Consider the following 20,666-nt stretch of genomic DNA (forward strand, 5'->3'; position numbering starts at 1 on the left):
CGGTCACACTCCCAGCCACACGCGCAGGCGCGCGAGCGGCCGGCGCAGCAGGTAGGCGGCGAGCAGGGTGCGCTCGCCGTAGAGCTTGGCCGTGCCCTTGAGGCCGACGCGTGCGGCCTCGCCCGTATCGAAGCGGGCGCGCACGCGGTAGGCCAGGGTGCCATCCGGCGTCGGGCTGGCGCGGTAGCCCACGCGCAGCAGGGTGGCGGCCAATGGCGTGGCCGGCGCGGTATTCAGAAACAGGCGCAGCGGTGCTTCGTGCGGCAGGGCGATGGCATCGGCCACCGGCAGCAGCACTTCCAGTTCGATCTCGTCCGGGTCGGCGATCTGCATGATGCGCTCGCCCAGCGCCACCGGCTTGCCGATCCAGTCGGCCACGTCGTCGAAGATCACGATGCCGGCGCGTTCAGCGCGCAGCTGGGTGCGCGCCAGCGCTCTTTGCAGATGGTCGGCCTCACTCGCGGCCTGGTCGCGGCGGCCTTGCAGCAGCCTCACGGCGGCCTTGCTGCGTTCGTCGAAGAGTGCCTGCTGCTGGCCCTGGCGCAGTTCGGCCTCGGCCACGGCCAGCCCCTGGCGGGCGGCTTCCAAGCGGCCTTCGAGTTCGCGCGCATCCAGCGCCACCAGCAGTTCGCCGGCCTCCACACGCTGGTTGGGCTGCACCGGGATACGGTCCACCACACCCTGCAAGGGCGCGCGCACCGCAACCGGATTGCGCGCCACCACCTCCGCGGGGGCAAGCACCGACTGGCGCACCGGCAGACACAAGGCCGCGAGCAGCACGGCGGCCGCGATCAACCAGGTGCGGCGCGTGCGCGCGTACCGGCGCAGACGCTCGGCAAAGGTACCCTCGGGGCGTTCCGCGCCATGCTTGCGCAGGGCGCCCCAGGCGTGCGCGCAGGTTTCCGCGAACAGTGCCAGCAGGTTCGTTTCAGCGGGCTGCCAGGGCGCCTCGCGCAGCAGCAGCAGGCCGGCGCCGCGCCCGCACCCATCCCCGCCGGTTGGCAGCGGCAGCCACCAGGCCTGCGGCGGCAGGTGCTCGGCCCACATCGCCGCGTCGTCGCCTTCCTCAGGCGGGGGCAGCGCGCCTGGCGCGCCGGCCTGCGCGGCATGCGCCGCGAGCAGGCGCGCCAGCCACACGTTGAAGGGCGCGTGAGGGTCCGGCACGGCCAGTCCGGAGAGCGCCGCGATGCGTCCGCCGCCTGGCTGTGCCTGCCACAGCACGGCCTGCCGGTAGGGCGCCAGCGCATGCGTGTCGTTGACCATCAGGAAGGCCAGTTCCTCCTCGCTGGCGCACGCGCGCACGCGCCGCTCCAGCTGCAGCAGCACGGCGAGGCGGTCCTCGCGCGAGGGCCGCGGCGCGGCGGCGTTCATGGCGCGGCGACGGGCCCGGCCGGTGCGGCGGTGGGCGGCTCGATGCGCACGACGCCGCTCATGCCCGGCAGCAGCGTGCCGCCGTCCTGCCCGGCGCGGCCGTTGTCGAGCCGCCCGATGACTTTCACCGACTGGCTCACCGGGTCCACGGTGCCGGCGATGCGCGCCACGGCGGCGGTGTAGGCCTGGCCGGTTTCCTCGACGCTGACCTGCATCGGATAACCGGGCCGGAGCCAGGCCAGCCAGCGCGAGGGCACGATGGCTTCGACCTCGAAGGCGCTGTCGTCATAGATGCTCATCAGCTCCTTGCCCTCGGCGACGTGCTCCGCGGCCCGCACGAAGGTTTCGCCGACACGGCCGGCGAAGGGCGCGGTAATCGCGCAGCGGTTCACCATGGCGCGTTCGACGCCGCTCTCGGCCCGGGCCACGGCAAGGCCCGCGCGGGCCTGTTCGAAATCGGCCTTGCTGATGGAGGCGAGCTGGTCGAGCTGCGTGGCCACCTCCAGCTTCTTGCGCGCGGCGATCTCGGCCTGGGTGGCGCGTTCCAGCCGGGCGCGGTGCAGCGCGCAGTCGTAGGCGACCAGGGTTTCGCCCTGGCGGAAGCGCTGGCCCTCGCGTACCGGCAGGCTGCTGATCTTGCCGGCCAGTTCGCTGGCGAGCACGGCGTGGCGTACCGCAACGAGCTGGGCGCGCACGCCGTCCGGCTGTGCGGAGGCAGCCCCCGCCCCCGCGAGGGCGAGGCCGAGGGCGAACACGCGCGCCAACTGCGCCGGGCGTTTCTTACCGCCCATGCGCATCGGCTCCGGCGACCGAGCCCAGCGCGGACCAGCGGTTGCCGCTGACCGTGCGCAGCGCCGGCTGCGGCGCGGGTTCGGCCGGCGCCACGGCCACGGCCTGCGGCGCCGCCACGGCGACGTCGGCCTGATGCAGGCGCGGAATTTCGACGTGGCCGCGCTCGATGAGGCGGTTGGTGTCGGCGATCACGCGGGCCAGCCCGTCCACGCTCAGGTCGGCGACCTGATCCGGCAGCGGGTCGATGCCGGCGGCCTGGTAGACCGTGTTCTGCGCATTGAGCAGTTCGGCGTAGGCCAGATCACGGGCGCGGGTGGCGAGCAGCGTCTCGACGCGCGCGCGCACCAGTTCGAGCTGGGTCTCGGCCTGGCTGCGCGCAGCGTTCTCGGTCTGATCGCGGATCGCATCCTGCAGGCGGCTCAGTTCGTTGGCGCGCTTGAACACGGCCTCGGCGCGCTCGCGCTCCAGCCAGGCGACGTTGACCTGCGTCAGCACGGTCATGCGCAGGGCCTGGCGGCGCAGTTCGGCAACCTGTTCGCGGGTCTTGCCGGCTTTCTCGATGGTGGGCCAGGAAAGCACGTTCATCAGGTTCCAGCTCACCTGCATGCCGGCATCGGCCCAGTTGCTGTTCACCAGGTACTTGTTGCTGTCGTAGTTCACCCCGCCGAACAGCGAGGCGTTGGGCAGCAGGCGCAGCAGCGACATGCGTGTTTCCAGCACCGCGTTGCGGGCCTGGTAGCCCTCTTCGCGCAGTTCGGCGCGGCGTACCATTGCCAGTGCTTCGAGATCGTCGCGCTCGTAGGGCAACTGCGGTGCGACCAGTGCATCGTCCGCCACGCTGGCGAGCTGGAATTGCGCGCCCGGCGCGAGGTTCATCAGGCTCGCCAGGCGCGAGCGGGCCAGCGCGAGGTCGGCTTCCAGGGTTTCGAGCTGGCGCACCATGCCGAGCAGATCGCGCTGGTAGCGCAGCGCGGAGAGCGGCGCTACCAGCCGCCGTTCGCCGCTCTGGCGCGCGTAGTCCAGGCTTTGCCGGGTTTCCGCCAGGGTCTGCGCCACGCGCTCTTTGAGGCGTTCGGCGGTCACCGCATCCCAGTACGCGCTGCGCGTCTGGCGGATGATGTCGGCGACCACGCGGCGGCGGCGCTCCTCGGCGGCCAGCGCCTTGTTGCCCTGCGCCTTGGCGCCGAAATAGCTCAGGCCGAAGTCCAGCACGTTCCACGACAGCTGCAGGTCCGCGCTGTGCATCGTGCGCTCCTGGCTGGTCGAGGGCTCCAGCGACTGTGCGCCGGTGCGGACCGATTCGCTGGAAGAGGCGTAGTCGTTGCTGCGCGTGCGCAGCCCGGCGCGCGCGGCGAGCTTGGGCAGCATGCCCTGGCTGTGCACGTCGATGAGGTTGTCCTCCAGCGCGCGTTCCATCAGCGCCAGGCGCTGCTGCAGGTTGTACTTGATGGCGCGGGCGATGGCCTCGTCCAGCGTCACCGGCGCGCTGATCGGCTCCTGCGCGGCGAACATGGCCTGGCGGTCGGTCCTGTCCTGCTGCAGCAGATCCTGGGTGGTGAAGGCGGCCGGCGGCGTGACCGCGCAGCCGGCCAGCACGGCGGCGGCGATCAGGCTCAGGGCGAGGGGGCGCGCTGCGCGCGCGGCGGGGCGAAGCGGAAGGTGGGCGTGAGTCATGGGTGTCATCAGCTTTCTGTGGAAACGAGGGGAGCGGGCGCGGAGGTCTGCGCGGCGCCGGAGGGGAGGCTGGTTGGCGTGGCGGCGGCGTCGCTGCCCAGCGTGGCAAGGAAATCGCGGGCCTGGGCGAACAGATCGCGTGCCGCGCTTTCACGCAATTGCAGGCTGAGGGCTTCCTTGCCCGCGGCCTGCGACGCCGCGTCGGGCACATCGCCGTCGCGCGGGGTATCGGGTTGCTCCAGACCATTCAGGGTGATCGGGATATCCAGTACGCGGCCATCGCTGGTCTGTACGCGCAGCACCAGTTCGAGCACGCGGCTGCTGCCCTGCAGGCCGCTGCGGATGACCAGGCCGCGCTCGACGTCCAGGCGCAGGTTGGCCGGCAACGGGCGGCCGTCGGCCATGCGCAGGGTCAGCGCGGCAATGGGTTCGCGGCTGGCGAACAGGCCGGCGGGCAAGGCGAAGACCTGGCGATTGCCCGCCACGTCCGCGCGCCAGGCGCCGCGCAGCGCTTCGACGCTGGCGGCGAGCAGCGGGCCGTCCGGCGCGGCGAGCGTCACCAGTGGCGTGACGCGGCCGTCGGCGAGTTGCAGCGCGCCGGCGGGCGCCGATGCGGACTCCGCCTCGCGGCGGGCATGGAGTGTATCCAGCAGCGCCAGCGTGGCGCGCGCCGTGGGCGGCGCGGAAGCCGCCTCGTGGCCCGGAGTCGGCGTATCGAACAGCGCCGGCGCGCCCAGGCCGGCAAGGCTGGCGGGCGCCGCGGGCTGTGTGGCGGCGAACAGTTCCGGTGCGCGTTCATTGCCATCGGCCTCGGCGGCCTCGAAGCGGGTCGCACTGAAGTAGTCGGCCGGCAGGGTCGAGGGCGCGACTTCCGACGACGGCTCGTCGGTCGGCTCCGGCTCCGGTTCGGGCTCCGGCTCGGTGCCGGCTGCCTGCACGCTCAGGCTCAGGCTGCGCTCGGCGCTGGCGCCGGAGGGGTCTGTGACGGTGATGGTCAGTTCGATCTCGCCGGCGGCGGTCGGTGTGCCGGAAATCGTGCGCGTGGCCGGATCGAAGCTCAGGCCTGCGGGCAGGCCCTCGACGCTCCAGGTCAGCGTGTCGCCGTCGGCGTCGCTGAACAGGTCTTCCGGCAGCACGATGCTGTAGCTTTCGCCAACGGTGGCTTCGGTCAGGGCGTAGCCGTCTTCACCGGCGACCGGCGCGTGGTTGTCGTCCTCGACATTCAGCAGGGTGACCAGCACCGTGTGGACCGCGCTGTCCGCCGCGCCGTCGTTCAGGGTCAGGGTGACGGCGCGCGTGCCGGCCTCCCCGGTCGTGGCGGCGTAGGTGATCTGGCGCAGCAGGGCGTTGGCCTGGTCCTTGGTCAGGGCTGCGGTGAAGCTCAGCGTGGCGCTGCCGCCGGCCTGCGTCAGCGTCGCCACCGCCGTGCCGTCCAGCCTGATGGTGTCGCCATCCAGGGTGTAGCCGTTGCCGGCCTGGAAGCCGAAGACGTCGCCGGCCTGGCCGCCGAAGGTGACACTGGCGCCCTGATAGCTGCCGGCACCACCGGCGGCGGCATCCAGTTCGGCGTCGCCGAGCGCCAGGGCCGGTGCCAGCAGTACCGGGTCGCCACCGATCACGAAGGTGGGGGCGGCCACCGGCGGTGCGTTCAGCACCTCCAGCGCATCGCCCACCACGAGCACGCCGCCGTCCGCCGACAGGGCGATCTGCCCCGCGCCGTCCAGCCCGCTCTGCGCCGAGACCAGCGCCAGGGTCGCGGTGGCGTAGTAGTTCAGCGTGCCGTCGGCCAGGGTGACGAACAGCGCCTTGCCGTCGGTGGAAACGGCGATGTCGCGGATGGATTCACCGGTGATGCTGCCGAGGTGGGTCAGCGTGCCGCTGGCGGCATCCAGGCTGAAGGCGTCGATCCGCGAGTCGCTGGCGACGAAGATCGTGCCGCCGTCGGCGCTGACCGTGACGTGCTGGAGCCCCGTCAGCGAGTCGCTGCCGCTGCGGGTGTAGCCCAGCAGTTCGAGCGCGCCGTTGGCATCGCGCTGATAGACGATCAGCGTGGAGCCGCTGCTGGCGCTGGTGACGACGAACACCAGATCATCCTGGATGACGATGTCGGTGGGCTGCCAGAGATAGGGTTCGCTCCACATGCTGCCCGCGATCTCTCCGACATAGCTGAGCGCACCGGTCGTCGTGTCGCGGCTGAAGTAGGCCACGTTGTAGGCATTGACGAGATAGAGGTTCCGCCCATCTGCCGACAGGGCGATGCTCTGGATGCCATAGAGGTTGCCGCCATCCACGCCGTAGTCGCTGATGATCGTGGCCTGGTGCGTGAGCGTGCCCGCGGCATCGGCGCTGAACCAGGCGATGGCGTTGCTGTCCGCGCGCAGGGCGTAGAGGCTCGTGCCGTCGGCGGAGAGCAGCAACTGGCTGATGCCGGCCAGCCCGTCCACGGCTGCGAAGGTGCTGACGTAAGTGAGTTCGCCGCTGTCCGCGTCGCGGCTGAACAGGGCGATGGCGCCCTGTTCGTCGGCGAGGTAGAGGCGCGTGCCGTCGGCTGAGACGACGCTGGAGGACAGCGTGCCCAGCCCGGCGATGTCGGTGAGCGTCTGCAGATGGTCCAGATCGCCGAGCGAGAGCACCGGGTCGGCATCGATGGTCGGCACGTCGTTGACGGCGGTGATGGCGATGGCGAAGTCCAGCGCCGCCGAGTCCAGGCCGCGCTGGTCGCTCAGGGTGACGCTGACGGCCACGCTGGCCGCCGGCGCATCGCTGCCGTTGGCGTAGGTGATCTGGCGCAGCGCGTTCTGTACGTCCGCCGTGGTGGGAATGGCGCCGTTCGCGTCGGTGAAGGTGATGGTCAGCACGCCATCCGCGTTGCTCACGCTGCCGATGGTCACGCCGTCCTTCTTCAGGCTGCCGTTTTCCAGCGTCAGGCCGCTGCCGGCCGCGAAGCCCAGCACGTCCGCCGTGCTGCTGCCTTCGCCCAGGGTGAGGGTCAACACCGCGCCGTCGTAGTTGCCGCTGCCGCCGTTGAAGGCATCCATCTGCGCGTCGGACACCGTGGCGCCCGGGGCGATGGCCACGGCATCGGCCTGCTCGGTGTACGCCGTCGTGGCGCCGCCGCCCAGGCTCGGAGCGGTATTTTCGGCGGTGGCGTTCGCCAGGGTGACGACTGCCGTCGCGTCCACCACCGTCGTGTCGTTGCCGCCATCCGCATACTCTTTCACGCTCAGGCTGATGCTGCGGGTGCCGCTCAGATCGCTGCCGGTGTTGCCGTAGGTCAGGCTGTCGATGACCTCGGCCGCGCGCTCGGGGGTGCTCATCAGGTACAGGGTGACGATGGTCTTGCCATCCAGGATCTGCACGTTGTACGACAGGCCCGTGCCGGTGGTCCGCGTGCCGCTGGTGGCCGTGTCGAGCGCGATCCTGCCGCCATCCACGCCCAGCACGTCGCCGGCGTCGGCGGGCTCCAGGGTGACGACGACCTGCCAGATCTGCTGGCCGGCCTCCACCGTGTCGATGACGGTGTTCTCGAACAGACTGACCCGCTCGCCCTCGGCGTTGTAGGTGGGGGCGAGCGCATCGGTTCCGATGACGGGCGGGTCGTTGACGCCTTCGAGGATGACGCTGGCGCTCAACTCGTCGCTGTAGCCGGTGCCGTCGTTGAACTGGATGGAGAAGGTGGCCTGGCTGCCGTACTGCGTCGGATCGTCGCTGGTGTTGCTGTAGGCGATGCGGCGCAGCACGCTCTGCGCGTCGGCCTGGCTGACGGCGGCGGTGAAGGTCACGATGAACGACGAACCGGTGTCGATCACCGAGGCGATGACCGCGCCGTCGCGCTTGATGCTGCCGTTCTCGAAGGTCAGGCCATCGCCGTCGATGAAGCCGAACACGTCGTGGTCGCCGCCGCCGTCATCCGTGCGGGTCACGACGATGCTGGCGCCCTGATAGTTGCCCGCGCCGCCGTTCAGGGCGTCCAACTGCGGATCGCTCAGCGTGCCGCCGGGCAGCAGGGCGACCGCGTCGCCGTCTTCGGTATGGATGGAACTGGCCGCCTTCAGGTCGAGCACCAGCAGGCCGTCGCTCCAGGAGAAGGTGCCGGCCACATAGAGCCGGGTGCCGTCGGCGCTGAGCGTGGCGCCGCGCAGTTCACCGAAGTTCTTGCCGCCGGCGCCTTCCAGAGTCTGTGCCAGGGTGGGCGTGCCATCGGCGGCGCGCGTATGGATGCCGATGCTTTTCTCGCCGATCACGAACAGCGCCGCGCCGTCGGCAGAGACGATGATGCCCTTGACCGCTTCGTCCAGTTCGGTGGTGGCCACGGCGTCCAGATTCCCCCCGGCGTCCACCGAGAGGGTGTACAGGCGGTAGGTGCTGCCGTCGTAGTCGACGGCGTAGAGCGTCGCGCCGTCGGGCGAGAGCGTCAGCGCCGAGGTGTAGTAATACTGTTCCTCGGCCGCCGGGTCCGTGCCCTGCGCCGCCATCACGAAGCTCAGGCTGCCGTCGCCGGCCACCCGATACACGCTGGCCAGCGTGCTGCCGCCGGAGGTGCCGACGAACAGGTACTGGCCATCGGTGGAAAGTTGCAGCGCACTGAACTGCGCGTCTGTGCCGGAAGCCGTGTAGCTGTTCTTCTGCGTCAGCGTGTCGCCGCTGCGCTCGAAAACGATCAGCTCGGAGCCCGCCGTCACATAGACGAGCTCGCCATCGGCCAGCACGTCGCTGATCAGGCCATGCTCACTCACCAGATCGGCGCCGAAGCTGCCCAGCGATTCCAGCCCGCCGCTGCCCGCATCGACCGCGAACAGGGCCACGCTCTCGCCGCCGATCACGTAGACCGTGCCGCCATCGGCCGATACCTGGATTTCCGCCGCGCCGGTCAGCGCGGCCACGTCCGTGCTGGTGATGCTCTGCAGCAGCGTGAGCGCGCCGTCGTCACCGCGCTGGAAGACATACAGCGTGCTGACGTTGCTCGATTGGTAGGTGTTCCAGTCAAACACCTCGGCCGTGCGCACCACATAGACCCAATCGCCCGCGCTGGCGACATCCTGGATGCCTTCGTACGGGCTGGGCCAGTCGTTGGAGGAAATGAGGTCCGCGTAGTCGAGCGTGCCGGTCTCGGCGCCGAGCGTGGGGCTCTGTCCCACCTCGACCAGCACCGTGGCCGCAATGGACAGCTCGGCCGTATCCACGCCGCCATTGTCCGTGCCGCCGTTGTCCTGAATTTCGACCAGGGTGACGACGCGCTCGCCGACCGTGCCGGTGGCCTGGTCCGTGTTGGCATAGGCCAGGCCGTCGATCAGCGCGGCGGCGGCCTCGCCGCTCATGCCCTCACTGCTGGAGATCGTGACGGTGGCAACGCCGCTGTCGGCATCGATGGCGACGCTCCAGGCATGGCCGTTGGTCGTCGTACCGCTACCTTCCACCAGCGCGACGGTGCTGCCGTCGATGCGCAGCGTTTCGCTTGCGCCATCCCGCAGGCCGGAAACGGTGAGCGTCAGGCTGGTGATGGCCTGCGCGCTTTCCACGGCGGAAACCTCGACATCGCTGAACAGATCGGCGGCGGCCTTGCCCGCGTCCTGCTTGGTGCTGGCCGGCGTGGCGCTCACCACCGGGGCGTCGTTCACCTCGGTGACGGCCAGCGCCAGGGTGATGCGGTCGGTGCCGCTGGCGAACTGGTCCTTCACGCCGAGCGTCAGGCGGATGCTGGCCCCGGGGTCCCCGCCCTGGTAGGTGTAGCTGATCTGCCGCAGCACCGCGTTGGCGGTGGCCGTGCTCACCTCGGCGGTGAAGAGGATGGTCAGCGTGCCGTCCGCGCTGGTGAAATCGGCGATCTTCTCGCCGTTGAGCAGGATGCTGTCGCCATCCAGGGTCAGGCCGTTGTCCTCGCTGAACCCGAAACTGTCGTCGGCGTTGGCCCCGCCCTCGCGTTGCAGGGTGATGGTGGCGCCGTTGTAGTTGCCGGCACCGTCGGCCAGGGCGTCGTAGTCGGCGTCGGAGAGGGTGATGTCTGCGAACGGCAGGGCCGTGCTGGCCTCGGTGTAGGCAGCGCCCATCGACGTGCTGATCAGGCCCAGGCCGGGGACGTTGTAGAAACCACCGATGTAGATGGAAGAGCCATCCGATGACATGGCATAGCGCAGGCCGCGTGAGTCACTGGTGGTCATCGTGCCGGACTGGGTCAGCGTGCCATCGTCATTGACGCGGAAGATATACAAAGAAGGAGTGCCGTTGATGCCCGCATAGAGCGCGGTGCCGTCGGACGAGAGCGACAAGCCCCAGACTTGTCCAGGACTGGACACCGTGGCCACGCTGGTGACGGTGTTGCTGTCCTTGTCGTAATGCAACACTGAAATACCGCTAGTGCCGCGCGACACATAGACGTAACCGCTGTCGGTAGCGGCAATGCTGCGCATAAGAGTGCTACCGCCAGACCAAGTGGTGGCCCACGTCAGGCTGCCGTCGTCGTTGACTGTATAGATAGCGACGCGGGAACTGCCTGCCACATAAACCACGCCATTGGCGATAGCGAGCGCGTTGGAACTGCTGATGCCGTCGGTGTAACTGCCGAGCAGGGTCAGCGAGCCGTCAGCAGCAGTGGAATAGGCATAGAGATAACTGTTGGAAACGACGTAGAGCGCCTTGCCGTCGTCCGACACGACCATCTGCCGGACGGTGGACGAATCAGCGATCGTGATGCTCAGACCGGTGGTGCTGAGGGTGCCGTCCGCGTTGACTTGCAGCGTCGTGACGGTATAGGTGCCGGAACTGTTCTTGCCGACCAGATAGACGTACTGGCCGTCGGCGGAATACACCGCCGAGGTGGCGCTGTCCAGACCGTCGATTTCGATGCCGTTGCTGTCGTCACCGTCATCGCTCGCGCCCTGCACGAAGGTCTGTACCAGCGTCAGGTTGCCATCGCTGTCGCGGCTGTAGACGTACAGCGTGCTATTGCCGGAGGGGGTCACAGCGTGGCTGTTGCTGCTGTTGCCTACGACGATCAGGGTGCTGTCGTCGGATGACAGTTCCAGGCTGTAGACGTACTGGCTGAAACCAGTGATGGCACCCTCGTAGGCATGGATCAGGTTGATGTCGTCCGTGCTCAGTACCGGCGCGTTGTTGTCGGCTTCCTCGGTGGAGATCACCCGCAGGGTCAGTTCCACCGTGGCGGTGGCGCCCGATTCGTCGGTCACCGTCACCGTAAGGTTGTAGTCGCCCAGCGCGCTGGAGGTGCCGGAAATGGTCAGGGTTGCGGCGTCGAAGGTGAAGCCGTCGGGCAAGCCCGTCACCGTCCAGCTCAGGGTGTCGCCATACAGGCTGTCGGCGTCGCTGAACAGACTGCCGTCCAATGTGGCGCTGTAGGCCGTACCTTCGGTGGCTGAGGCCAGCGTGCTGGCCGCATCGGCGTTGACGGTGGGCGCGCGGTTGGCGATCTGCTCGACCACCAGGTCGAGGGTCCGCGAGGCACTGGCGCCGTGGGTGTCCGTGACCTTGACCGTCAGCGTGAACGTGCCGATTTCGGTGGTCGTGCCGGAAATCGTGCGGGTGGCCGCATCGAAGGCCAGCCCCGAGGGCAGGCCCGTGACTTCCCAGGTCAGCTTGTCGTTGCCGGCATCCGTGAACAGGTCGGCAGGCAGGACGAAGGTGTAGGCGCTCTCGGTGGTGGCCTTGCCCACCTCGGTGGAAGCGCCGGCATTCACCTGTGGTGCTTCGTTGGCGCGCAGCAGCAGCGTCACGGCATTGCTGGCAAGCGCGTCGTCGCTGCCTTGCACGGTGAGCGTAACGAGCGTGCCGGCGACGGTACCGGCGGCGCTGGTATAGGTGATCTGGCGCAGCACCTGATTGGCGACCGCCTTGCTCGTGTCGGCGGTGAAGACGACGGTGAGCCTGCCGTCGGCATCGACGGTGAAACTGGCGATGGCCGCGCCGTTCAGGGTGAGGGTGCTGCCGGACAGGGCGAGATCGTTGCCGGCGGCGAAGCCGAAACTGCCCCCCGTGGCATCGGCGCTGAAAGTGAGGCTGGCCCCTTTGTAGTTGCCGGCGCCGCCATCGAGCGCGTCGTAGTTGCTGTCCTTGAGCGTCAGCCCGTCGGCGAACGCGGTGGGCTCGCCAAGGTTCAGGGTCTGCACGACGGTGTAGCGGGTGAGGTTGCCGCCCGTCACCAGCAGCGATCCGTCGCTGCCGATGGCGATGTCGCTGCCGCTGGTGCCGGTACCGATGCTGCCGGCCAGGCTGAGCGTGCCGTTGGCCGCGACCGTATAGACGTTGAGCTGGCCGTCCGAGGTGGTGGTATACAGCGTCTTGCCGTCGCTGCCCAGGGCGATGCTGGCGAGATTGCTTTGCGTGATGGTCTCGACCGGCGTGAGCTCGCCGTCGCTGAAATGGAAGACCCGGATGACGTTGTGTTCCGGGTCGCCGACGTAGAGGTACTGGCCGTCCGGCGAGACGGCCAGACCGTAGTCCACGGCGCCGCCGCCGCTGGTGCTGAAGGCATAGCTGGCTGCCGTGCTCAGCGTGCCGTCGTCGTTGCGCTGGTAGACGAATAGAAGACGGCCGGAAATGTGACCATAGGCCACGTAAACATAATTGCCGGAGGTGATGACAATACCGTTGCGGGTATTGCTGCCGCCTTCACCCGGAGCCCGGTCGGTATAGCCGTCGCCATTCACGTCCAGATGGCTCAGCGCACCCGTGCCGGCGTCGCGGACGTAAATGGCGACGTCGTTGTTCGTGGTGCCCACGTAAACGTACTGGCCGTCGTCCGAGATCGCCAGACCCCCGGTTGCGTTGCCGTTGCCGGTGGGAATGGTCTGCGCGGCGCTGATCCTGCCGTCTTCGCCAAGGCTCAGATGCACGATGCTACTGTTGCCGGAGATGGCGTAGAGCGACTTGCCGTCCGCGCTGGCCACCAGGTGGGTGACGGTGCCCAGGTCGGCGTAGGCATAGGTCTGCAACGCGCTCAGCGCGCCCGTGTCGTCGACAGTGAACACCGCGATGCCGCCGGTGCCGGCCACGTAGGCGTACTGGCCATCGGCGGAATAGGCCACCTCGCTGCTGTTGCCGATGCCCAGTTCATCGGGCGTGAAGGTTTCCCGGGATTCCAGTCCGCCATTGCTTTCCAGCACCGGGGCGACGTTGATCTGGCTGTCGATGGTGACGGTGGCACTGATGTCCAGAACAGCGGTGTCGCTGTCGTCGCTGAGGCTTTTCAGGGTCACGGTGACGGTGCCGCTTTCCACCGTCTTGTCCAGCGGCCTGTAGGCGATGCCGTCGATCAGGGCCTGGGCATCGCTGGCGCTGGCGTCGGCGGAAGAAAGGGTGATGGTGATGGTCGTGGCGCCGCCGCTGACCGAGACGGTATAGGTGTAGCCATTGCCCGATGTGAAACCGGGCAGATCGGTGGTTTCCAGCGTGATCTCGCTGCCGTCGATCACCAGCGCCTGGTTGGCGCCGCTGCTGTCGACGGTGATGACCAACTCATTCAGGGCTTCCGTCCCGCCAGTCTCGGTCGACACCGTGACGTCCTTGAACAGATCCACCGCCGGGAAACTGTCCGTGCTGTCGGTGATCGTGACCGTACTGTTGATCGGCGTCGCCTCGACGCCCGGCGCGCTGTCGGTGGGCGGCACGGCCTCGGCCGCGACCTCCGCGGCCGTGGTGACGGCGGCGGCATCCAGCAGGATGCGGGGCTCCAGGGCGAGCGCCCGGTGAGGACGGAGGGGGAGTCGGCGTGTGGTCATGGCAGCCTTCCGGGATAGGGGATGAATGGGAGGATCGGGATGGCGGGGGGCGTTATTCGATCAGCCGGATGAAGTTGCTCTTCTGGCGCAACTCGTCGGCGATGTTGTCGAGGCGGCTCTGGATACGGCCTTCCGCGGCGACGAAGTCGTAGCCGGAGAGATAGGTCAGGTCGGCACTCTTTTCCGCGCAGCCCTCCAGGCCGGGGCCGGCGATGCGGCGGAACTCCGAGGCGCCGTCGACCGTGCCTTCCGCGCCCAGGTCGTTGTTCTCGATCTCGTCCTGGCCGACGACGATCAGGAAGAAGCGCAGCTTGCGTGCCTGGAAACTCTTGCAGAGATTGGCGAAGCGCTGGGTGATGACGCTGTCGTGGACGCAGCCCAATTCCTCGCAGCCCTGTACCGCCTCGCCCACGTAGGCGTTGTAGGAATCGGAGTCGAACCAGCGCTGGTCGGTGGTATTGCCGAGCAGGATGATGGCCTTGACCGTGTCGCCGCCGTCATCGTCGAAATCGCGCGGCAGATCGTCTTCCAGGTTCCAGCCGGCGGCGCCGCGAAAGGCGGGTGCCAGGGCCATCGCGCTCCAGCCCATGGCGATGGCGTAGTTGACGTTGAAGCGGGTGGACATCTGCTCCAGGCGCTCCTCGATCTTGTCCAGATCGTTGGTCAGCGGCAGCAAGGGCGCCGAGGGGCAGCCCTTGTCGGCCACCATGGAGCGCGTGTCGTTGACGCCGGTGGCCTGGCCGAAATCGGGATTGGGGCCGACCCACGAAATCGGATCGGCACCCGGGCTGCCGTTGACCGGCAGGTCATGCCGGTAATAGATCCTGAACTGCCCGCTCGGCGCTGCGTCCCAGAAGTAGTTCTCGCCCCGGTAGAGGCCGCGGTACATGCACAGCAGGTTGGCGCGGCGGTCCGGGATGCGCGCGTCGTGCAGGCCGCTGTAGCCCGTGCGGAACAGCGAGGTGAGTTCCACCGGCCGCAGCGCGCTGGACATCGCCCATTGCGTGAGGCGCTGCCGGTGGTCGGCGCTGGGTCCGCGCGGGCTGCGCGTCGTGGGGTTGGTGTAGTCGGGGGAGACGTTCACCGCCTGGCTGTAGGGCACCAGTGCCAGCCAGGCGTTGTTGCGGCCGGCCACCAGGTTTTCCGCGAACTGCTTGCCCAGCCGGCGCAGCACCGCCAGGTTGCTGCTGTTTTCCGCGCCGGTATTGGGCAGTGCCAGCGCGACTTCGAGCGACTTGCTCAGCGCCACGGCGGCCGAGGACACGGTGACGTCGGCGCCGGGGCCGAGCATGGAGGCCTCGGCGCGGAAGGTGGCGGAGACGCGGAAGCCCTTGGCGTCGTCCCGCGTGACCCGTTCGAGGGCGACGTCGAGGCCGTTTTCGAGTTGTATGGCGTCCATGCCGAGGTTGGCGCGCACGTATTTCTCGGCCAGCGCCTGCACGTCCGTCCCGGAATCGCCGGCATAGGCCTGGGTCACCGCCATCGCGGCCGCGTCGGTGGCGTGCTTGAGCTGGGCGGCACTGGATTTCAGGCGCGCGCCTTCGGTGGTGTACGCGGCGAGGGTCAGGCCGGCGCCGATGAGCAGGAGCAGGAAGGGGAGGGCGCCGCCGCGCAGGCGGCGGCGCGCTGGGGCGAAGGGGGCTGTGCGGGGCATGGTCATTCGCTCGTGGACAGGCCGTTGGCCTGGCTTTCTTCCTGGAGGGCTTCGTCCAGGGCGATCTTCAGCGCCACGGCGCGGTAGATGACCCGCACGCCGAGCGTGTCGGGCAGTACGACGCCGCCGGTGAGGGCGAGGTCCGAACTCTTGCGGCAGACCTGCACGACGACCATGGAAAGCGTGCTGGCATCGTCGTCGCCGGAATCGCCGTCTTCCTCGGGCGGGTCCTCGGGCAGTTCGCCGAGGTAGTCCCGTCCGTTGCTCATGGATGCGCACAACTCGCCCGCCTCGCCGCGCTCGAAGCCCCAGTTCACGCGACCGGACTGCATCACGTTCATGATCTCCACCTGGTAGTTCTGCGGGCGGCCGAGCGTGAGTACGTCGATCAGCCCCTGCAGGCCGGCCTCGGTGAGCTGGCTCTGCGCCGCCAGGGTGATGGCGGCGCTGCCGGCGGCCTGTTCGATCTGCGCGCGCTCGATGCCGACGCGGTGCATGTCGGTGCCCACCAGGCCGATGCCGAGCAGCATCGGCAGGAGCAGCGCGGCTTCGACGGCGATGGAGCCAAGCTGGCGGGCGCGCCGCGGTTGGCGGGCGCTCATTGCTCGTCCTCCGCCGGCAGGTAGCCGAGCAACTGCTGGTAGCGGTAGCGGAACACGCTGCTCTCGGTGACCAGCAGGCGCGGCAGGGGGGTGATGAAGTCCTTGCGGATATCGACGGTGACGCGCCAGATGGGGACTCTGTCCGTACTGCCGCCTTCGTCGTCGTCTTCTTCTTCGTCGGTGGTGCCGCCGCCCATGGCGTCGAGCGAGTTGAAGCTTTCCACGTTGACGCTGGCGATGTTGTCTTCCGAGAGATAGCCGTGCGAGGCGGCCGCCATGCGCTGGCGCACCAGCGGCTCCATGGCGGCGGTGTCGAGCGTGCCGGAATCGTCCTGGCGGAACTGCTGCAGCGCGCGTTCGAGCGCGGTGCCGCCCATGTCGATGGTGAGGCCGATGTTGGCCAGCTCCATGAACATCATCGTGCCGGTGATCACCACCGGCAGCACGAAGGCCGCCTCGACGGCCAGCGCGCCGCGCTGCAGGCGGGCGCGCAGCGTGTTGATACGGCCGCTGCCGTTGCGTGCTCCCCCTGACGCGGGAAGAGGCGCGCGCTTTCCGGATGGAGGGCGCAGGCGGCTCATGGCGCGTCCGCCTCTTGCAGGGCCAGCGCCTGCCGGCTGGCGGCGAGCAGTTCGCTGCCCACCGGCGCGCCCTGCGCGATGCGCTGGCTGCGCGCCTCGAAAGCTTCCAGCGCGCGTTTGGCCAGGGCGGCGGGCATGAAGGATTCCAGCGTGCGCCGCGCGTCGTCGCGCTGCCCCTCGATGGCGTAGGCCAGGGCGAGGTTCAGGCGCAGCGCGGGCATTTGCGGCGCCTCGGTCTGCGCGAGCAGGCGCACCGCTTCGGCCGTTTCGCCGGCGGCCAGGTGCGATAGCGCGAGGTTGTTGAGCACGCGCAGATCGGCGGGGTCCTGCTCGATGGCATGGGCGAAGAGCGCGCGTGCCTCGGCGTGGCGGCCGCGCGCGTCGAGCAGCACGCCCTTGGCGTTGAGGGCGGCGACGTTGTCGGGGTCGGCCGCCAGCACGCAGTCGAAATCGCCCAGCGCGGCGTCGGTCTGGCCGAGCGCGAGGCGGGCGCGGCCGAGGCCGCCGCACAGGGCGGCGTGGGCGGCCGGCGCAAGCGTGCCGCCTTCCTTGCTCAGGGCGCGGCGAGCGCGGCCGAACAGGGCGAGGCTGTCCTGCGCGCCCTGCACCGGTGCGGCCACACTGGCGTATTCGAGCAGCTCCAGCGCTTTGAGCGCGTTGCGCGCTTCGAGCTGGGCATAGACCTCGGCGGCGGCCTGCGGGCGGCCCTGGTCGCGCAGCAGGCGGGCCAGCCTGAGGCCCTTGGCGGTGTTGTCCTGCGTCTCCCCGGTGCCGGCCGGCATGGCCGCGGCCGGTGCGGCGAGGGTGCGCGCGCTCAAGGCCGGATCGGCCTTGAGCGTGAGGGCGCCGCAGCCGGTGAGCAGGCTGAGCGCGGGTACGAGCAGCAGGTGGAGCGGATTCGGTCTCATTGCATCAGGGTCCGGACGACGCGCATCAGCGCGGGGGTGGCGACCACCGCCACGACGGGCGGGAGGATCAGCGTCATGAGCGGCAGGGAGAGCTGCGCGGGCAGCTTGCCGGCCTTCTCTTCCAGGCTGAGGATCAGCGTGCTGCGGCTTTCGTCGGCGATGGTGCGCAGCGCCTGCGCCAGCGGCGTGCCGTAGCGCTCGGCCTGGATCAGCGAGCCGACCATGCTTTCCACTGCGCCGACCTGGGTGCGCTCGGCGAGGTGGCGCAGCGCCCTGGCGCGGTCCGGCAGCAGTTGCAGTTCGGCGCTGGTGTAGGCCAGTTCGTCGGCCATGGCCGGCGCGCTCAGCGCCAGTTCGCGCGCGACGACCTTGAGGATGCGCGGGAAGGGCAGGCCGGCCTCGGCGCAGATCACCATCAGGTCGAGCGCGTCGGGCATGCTGCGCGTGAGCGCCTCGTGGCGCCGTCCGGCGCGGATCTTGACGAGCAGTTCGGGCAGCGTGGTGCCGACGAACAGCGCCGTCAGCCCGACGGCGAGCCCGGTGGCGCCGAAGCGGCCGGCCGGGCCGACCAGGCCCCACAGCGCGGCGGCGACCAGCACCAGGCCGCAGCCGTACTTGGCCACCATCAGCAGGCCGAGTGCCTCGGGATTGCGCAGGCCGGCGGTGCCGAGCAGGCGTTGCAGCTTGGCGCGGTCGGCGTCGCCGCCGGCGAGCGGTTCGCCGAAGGCGGCCAGGGCGCGCAGGAAGGGGGGCAGCGGCCGGTGTTCGTGGATGATGCCGTCGGCGACGATCTCCAGCTCGCGCTGCGCGGCGCCGCTGGCGAGGCGTTCGCGCAATGGATTGCGGCGCAGCTCGGCGCGCAGCAGGAGCAGGGTCAGCACGAGTCCGGCCGCGCAGAGGAAGAGCAGGGCCTGCACGAGCGGATCGGAAAAGGGGGCGTCCATGTTTTCGACTCCCTCAGCCGATGCGCCGCACCATCAGGTGCGTGATGAGCAGGCCGAGGCCGACGCTGACGGCGGCGTAGACCACCACCTTGATGCCGGCCGGATCGCTGAACAGGAAGCGGAAGTCTTCCGGGGCGTTGAGGTACATGTAGCCGAGCACGCCGGGCACCAGCAGGGCGACGATCTTGGTGGAGGCGCGCGCCTCGGAGGTTTTGGCGAGCACCTTCATCTTCAGTTCGGCGCGGGCGCGCAGTGTGGCGGAGAGGCGGTCCAGCGTGTCGCCCAGGCGGCCGCCGGATTCCTGGCTGATGATCAGAATCACCGCGAAGAAGCGGTATTCGGCCAGCGGCACGCGCAGCGCCGAATCCTGCATGGCCTGGCGGATCGGCACGCCCAGGCGCAGCCACTGGTCGACCTGGCGCAGTTCGCCCACCAGCGGGCCCTGCAGGTGGTCGGCGGCGATGGCGAAGGCGCTGTGCAGCGGCACGCCGGCGCGGCATACGCGGGTGATGGCGTCGATGGCCTCGGGCAGGCTGCGCGCCAGTCCGGCGAGGTATTTGGCCATGGCCGACTGGTAGGCGAGGGCGGCGACCGCCACGAACAGGACCACGCCGGCGAGCAGGCTGACGAGCAGCGGCGAGGCCGTCATGCGGCCCAGCAGCAGGCCGCCGATGAAGGCGCCGCAGGCCGTGAACAGGACGCGCTGGCGCAGGCTGGGCAGCCAGCCGAGCTGGCGCAGGCCCTCGCGCAGGCGTGCGAGGCGGGCGCTCAGCCAGGGCCAGGCCGGCACCAGGGGGGCTTCCGCGCTGAGCAGGATGCTGTCGCCTTGCAGCGCCTGCGCCGCGCCGCCGGATTCGCGCAGCAGTTGCGTGCGCAGGGTGGCCAGGCGCGCGGCCACGGCTTCCTCGCGGCGCTGGCGGCGGCCGAATGCACGCGCGGTGTAGACGCCGGTGAACACGAGCAGGAAGACGAGGAAGGTGAACAGATCGAGCATCACGCGCCGCCCTGGTCGAAGAGGTGGGCCTTGTCGGCGTAGAAGTGCGGCCGCAGGCCGCTGCCCAGGTGTTCGCCGATCAGGTTGCCGGCGGCGTCGCTGCCGCGCGTGCGGAAGGCGAACAGTTCCTGGGTCTGGATGATTTCCTCCTCCATGCCGCAGACCTCGATGATGGAAACCAGGCGGCGCGCGCCGTCGCGCATGCGCTCGATCTGCACGATGAGGTCCACCGCGCTGGCGATCTGGCGGCGGATGGCGCCCAGCGGCAACTGCATGTTGGCCATCATCACCATGTTCTCCAGCCGCGCCAGCGCGTCGCGCGGCGTGTTGGCGTGCACGGTGCACAGCGAGCCGTCGTGGCCGGTGTTCATGGCCTGCAGCATGTCGAAGCATTCGCCGCCGCGCACTTCGCCGAGGATGATGCGGTCCGGGCGCATGCGCAGCGCGTTGCGCAGCAGGTCGCGCTGGTTCACCAGGCCGGTGCCTTCGGCGCTTTCCGGGCGGGTTTCCAGGCGCACCACGTGGATCTGCTGCAGTTGCAGCTCGGCCGCGTCCTCGATGGTGACGATGCGTTCGACCGGGCTGATCTTCTGCGACAGCGCGTTGAGCAGCGTGGTCTTGCCGGCGCCGGTGCCGCCGGAGACGATCACGTTCAGGCGCGCTTCCATCGCGCGGCGCAGCAGTTGGGCCATCTCCACGGACATCGCGCCGCGCTCGGCGAGCGACTCCAGCGAGAGGTCGCGGCGCATGAACTTGCGGATCGAGATGGTGGTGCCGTCCAGCGCCAGCGGATGGGTGACCACGTTGACGCGGCTGCCGTCGGGCAGGCGCGCGTCCACCATCGGGTTGGCCTCGTCGATGCGCCGGCCCACGCGCGCGGCGATGCGCTGCGCGGTGTTGAACACGTGTTCCTCGTCGATGAAGGTGATCGGCGTGAGTTCCAGGCGGCCGTTGCGCTCGACGAAGACCTGGCGCGCGCCGTTGACGAGGATGTCGTTGATGCTGTCGTCGTGCAGCAGCGGCTGGATCGGGCCGATGCCGACCATCTCGTCGAGCATCTGCTGCGAGATCAGGTCTTCTTCCTGCGAGGAGAGCTGCAGGCGGTGTTCGTCGCAGATCTGCCGGATCAGCGCGTCGATCTGCCCTTGCAGCTTGTCGTGCGGCATCGTGGCGGCCTTGAGCGGGTCGATCTGCTCGAACAGCCGGGTGTGGATGGTGCGCCGGTGGTTGAGGGCTTCGCCATGCGTGGCGGCGGGAGCGGCCGGGGCGGCGGCCGGACGCGGGCGCAGCGGCGCGGGTTGGGTGGCGGCGGGCGCTGCTGCCGCGTTGGCGGGCGCGGCCACCGGCGCCGGGCGGGCGGCGGGGGCCGGGGTATGGATGGCGGGGCGGACGGGGGCTTTGCGAGGCAGCATGGT

11 protein-coding genes are annotated in these 20,666 nt (G+C 69.5%); all 11 read right to left on the bottom strand.

Annotated elements, in window-relative coordinates:
- Positions 1-3: 3 nt before the first annotated feature.
- From E6C76_RS02355 to E6C76_RS02405, 11 genes are read right to left on the bottom strand one after another with little or no spacing between them, the layout of a single operon-like run.
- Complete coding sequence (locus tag E6C76_RS02355) at positions 4-1,371, bottom strand: efflux RND transporter periplasmic adaptor subunit (RefSeq protein WP_136346650.1); 1,368 nt, start codon at positions 1,369-1,371, stop codon at positions 4-6.
- Positions 1,368-2,162: an efflux RND transporter periplasmic adaptor subunit gene (locus tag E6C76_RS02360; RefSeq protein ID WP_136346651.1), complete on the bottom strand. Its 795-nt coding sequence runs from the start codon at positions 2,160-2,162 to the stop codon at positions 1,368-1,370. Before E6C76_RS02360 ends, E6C76_RS02355 begins: the two co-directional genes overlap by 4 nt.
- Positions 2,152-3,837, bottom strand: coding sequence for a TolC family protein (locus E6C76_RS02365; RefSeq protein ID WP_136346652.1), 1,686 nt, complete (start codon positions 3,835-3,837; stop codon positions 2,152-2,154). The genes E6C76_RS02360 and E6C76_RS02365 overlap by 11 nt, the downstream gene beginning before the upstream one ends.
- 8 nt (positions 3,838-3,845) lie before the next feature.
- Positions 3,846-13,568, bottom strand: a complete 9,723-nt coding sequence (locus E6C76_RS02370; RefSeq protein WP_136346653.1) for a putative Ig domain-containing protein — start codon at positions 13,566-13,568, stop codon at positions 3,846-3,848.
- Positions 13,569-13,620: 52 nt separating this feature from the next.
- On the bottom strand, positions 13,621-15,222 hold the full coding sequence (locus E6C76_RS02375) for a pilus assembly protein (RefSeq protein ID WP_211090079.1): 1,602 nt from the start codon (positions 15,220-15,222) through the stop codon (positions 13,621-13,623).
- A gap of 2 nt (positions 15,223-15,224) precedes the next feature.
- Complete coding sequence (locus E6C76_RS02380; protein ID WP_136346654.1) at positions 15,225-15,824, bottom strand: TadE/TadG family type IV pilus assembly protein; 600 nt, start codon at positions 15,822-15,824, stop codon at positions 15,225-15,227.
- A complete protein-coding gene (locus E6C76_RS02385; protein ID WP_230976134.1) occupies positions 15,821-16,405 on the bottom strand; it encodes a hypothetical protein in 585 nt (194 codons plus the stop codon). Before E6C76_RS02385 ends, E6C76_RS02380 begins: the two co-directional genes overlap by 4 nt.
- The gene (locus tag E6C76_RS02390) at positions 16,402-17,313 is read right to left on the bottom strand and encodes a tetratricopeptide repeat protein (protein WP_136346655.1); all 912 of its coding nucleotides are present in this window, start codon (positions 17,311-17,313) and stop codon (positions 16,402-16,404) included. Before E6C76_RS02390 ends, E6C76_RS02385 begins: the two co-directional genes overlap by 4 nt.
- The gene (locus tag E6C76_RS02395; RefSeq protein WP_136346656.1) at positions 17,310-18,257 is read right to left on the bottom strand and encodes a type II secretion system F family protein; all 948 of its coding nucleotides are present in this window, start codon (positions 18,255-18,257) and stop codon (positions 17,310-17,312) included. The genes E6C76_RS02390 and E6C76_RS02395 overlap by 4 nt, the downstream gene beginning before the upstream one ends.
- 13 nt (positions 18,258-18,270) lie before the next feature.
- A complete protein-coding gene (locus tag E6C76_RS02400; RefSeq protein WP_136346657.1) occupies positions 18,271-19,251 on the bottom strand; it encodes a type II secretion system F family protein in 981 nt (326 codons plus the stop codon).
- Positions 19,251-20,663 (bottom strand): CpaF family protein, encoded by a 1,413-nt coding sequence (locus E6C76_RS02405; RefSeq protein WP_136346658.1) that lies wholly within the window; start codon positions 20,661-20,663, stop codon positions 19,251-19,253. The genes E6C76_RS02400 and E6C76_RS02405 overlap by 1 nt, the downstream gene beginning before the upstream one ends.
- Between the last annotated feature and the right edge of the window lie 3 nt (positions 20,664-20,666).

Origin of the sequence: Pseudothauera nasutitermitis (genome assembly GCF_004801295.1) — a bacterium.
GTDB lineage: Bacteria > Pseudomonadota > Gammaproteobacteria > Burkholderiales > Rhodocyclaceae > Pseudothauera > Pseudothauera nasutitermitis.

Bases quoted from the DNA above. Each gene is read 5' to 3' on its own strand.
- E6C76_RS02375 (WP_211090079.1), bottom strand. From the start codon at position 15,222: ATGCCCCGCACAGCCCCCTTCGCCCCAGCGCGCCGCCGCCTGCGCGGC.
- E6C76_RS02360 (WP_136346651.1), bottom strand. From the start codon at position 2,162: ATGGGCGGTAAGAAACGCCCGGCGCAGTTGGCGCGCGTGTTCGCCCTC.
- E6C76_RS02400 (WP_136346657.1), bottom strand. From the start codon at position 19,251: ATGCTCGATCTGTTCACCTTCCTCGTCTTCCTGCTCGTGTTCACCGGC.
- E6C76_RS02370 (WP_136346653.1), bottom strand. From the start codon at position 13,568: ATGACCACACGCCGACTCCCCCTCCGTCCTCACCGGGCGCTCGCCCTG.
- E6C76_RS02390 (WP_136346655.1), bottom strand. From the start codon at position 17,313: ATGAGACCGAATCCGCTCCACCTGCTGCTCGTACCCGCGCTCAGCCTG.
- E6C76_RS02365 (WP_136346652.1), bottom strand. From the start codon at position 3,837: ATGACTCACGCCCACCTTCCGCTTCGCCCCGCCGCGCGCGCAGCGCGC.
- E6C76_RS02385 (WP_230976134.1), bottom strand. From the start codon at position 16,405: ATGAGCCGCCTGCGCCCTCCATCCGGAAAGCGCGCGCCTCTTCCCGCG.
- E6C76_RS02380 (WP_136346654.1), bottom strand. From the start codon at position 15,824: ATGAGCGCCCGCCAACCGCGGCGCGCCCGCCAGCTTGGCTCCATCGCC.
- E6C76_RS02405 (WP_136346658.1), bottom strand. From the start codon at position 20,663: ATGCTGCCTCGCAAAGCCCCCGTCCGCCCCGCCATCCATACCCCGGCC.
- E6C76_RS02355 (WP_136346650.1), bottom strand. From the start codon at position 1,371: ATGAACGCCGCCGCGCCGCGGCCCTCGCGCGAGGACCGCCTCGCCGTG.
- E6C76_RS02395 (WP_136346656.1), bottom strand. From the start codon at position 18,257: ATGGACGCCCCCTTTTCCGATCCGCTCGTGCAGGCCCTGCTCTTCCTC.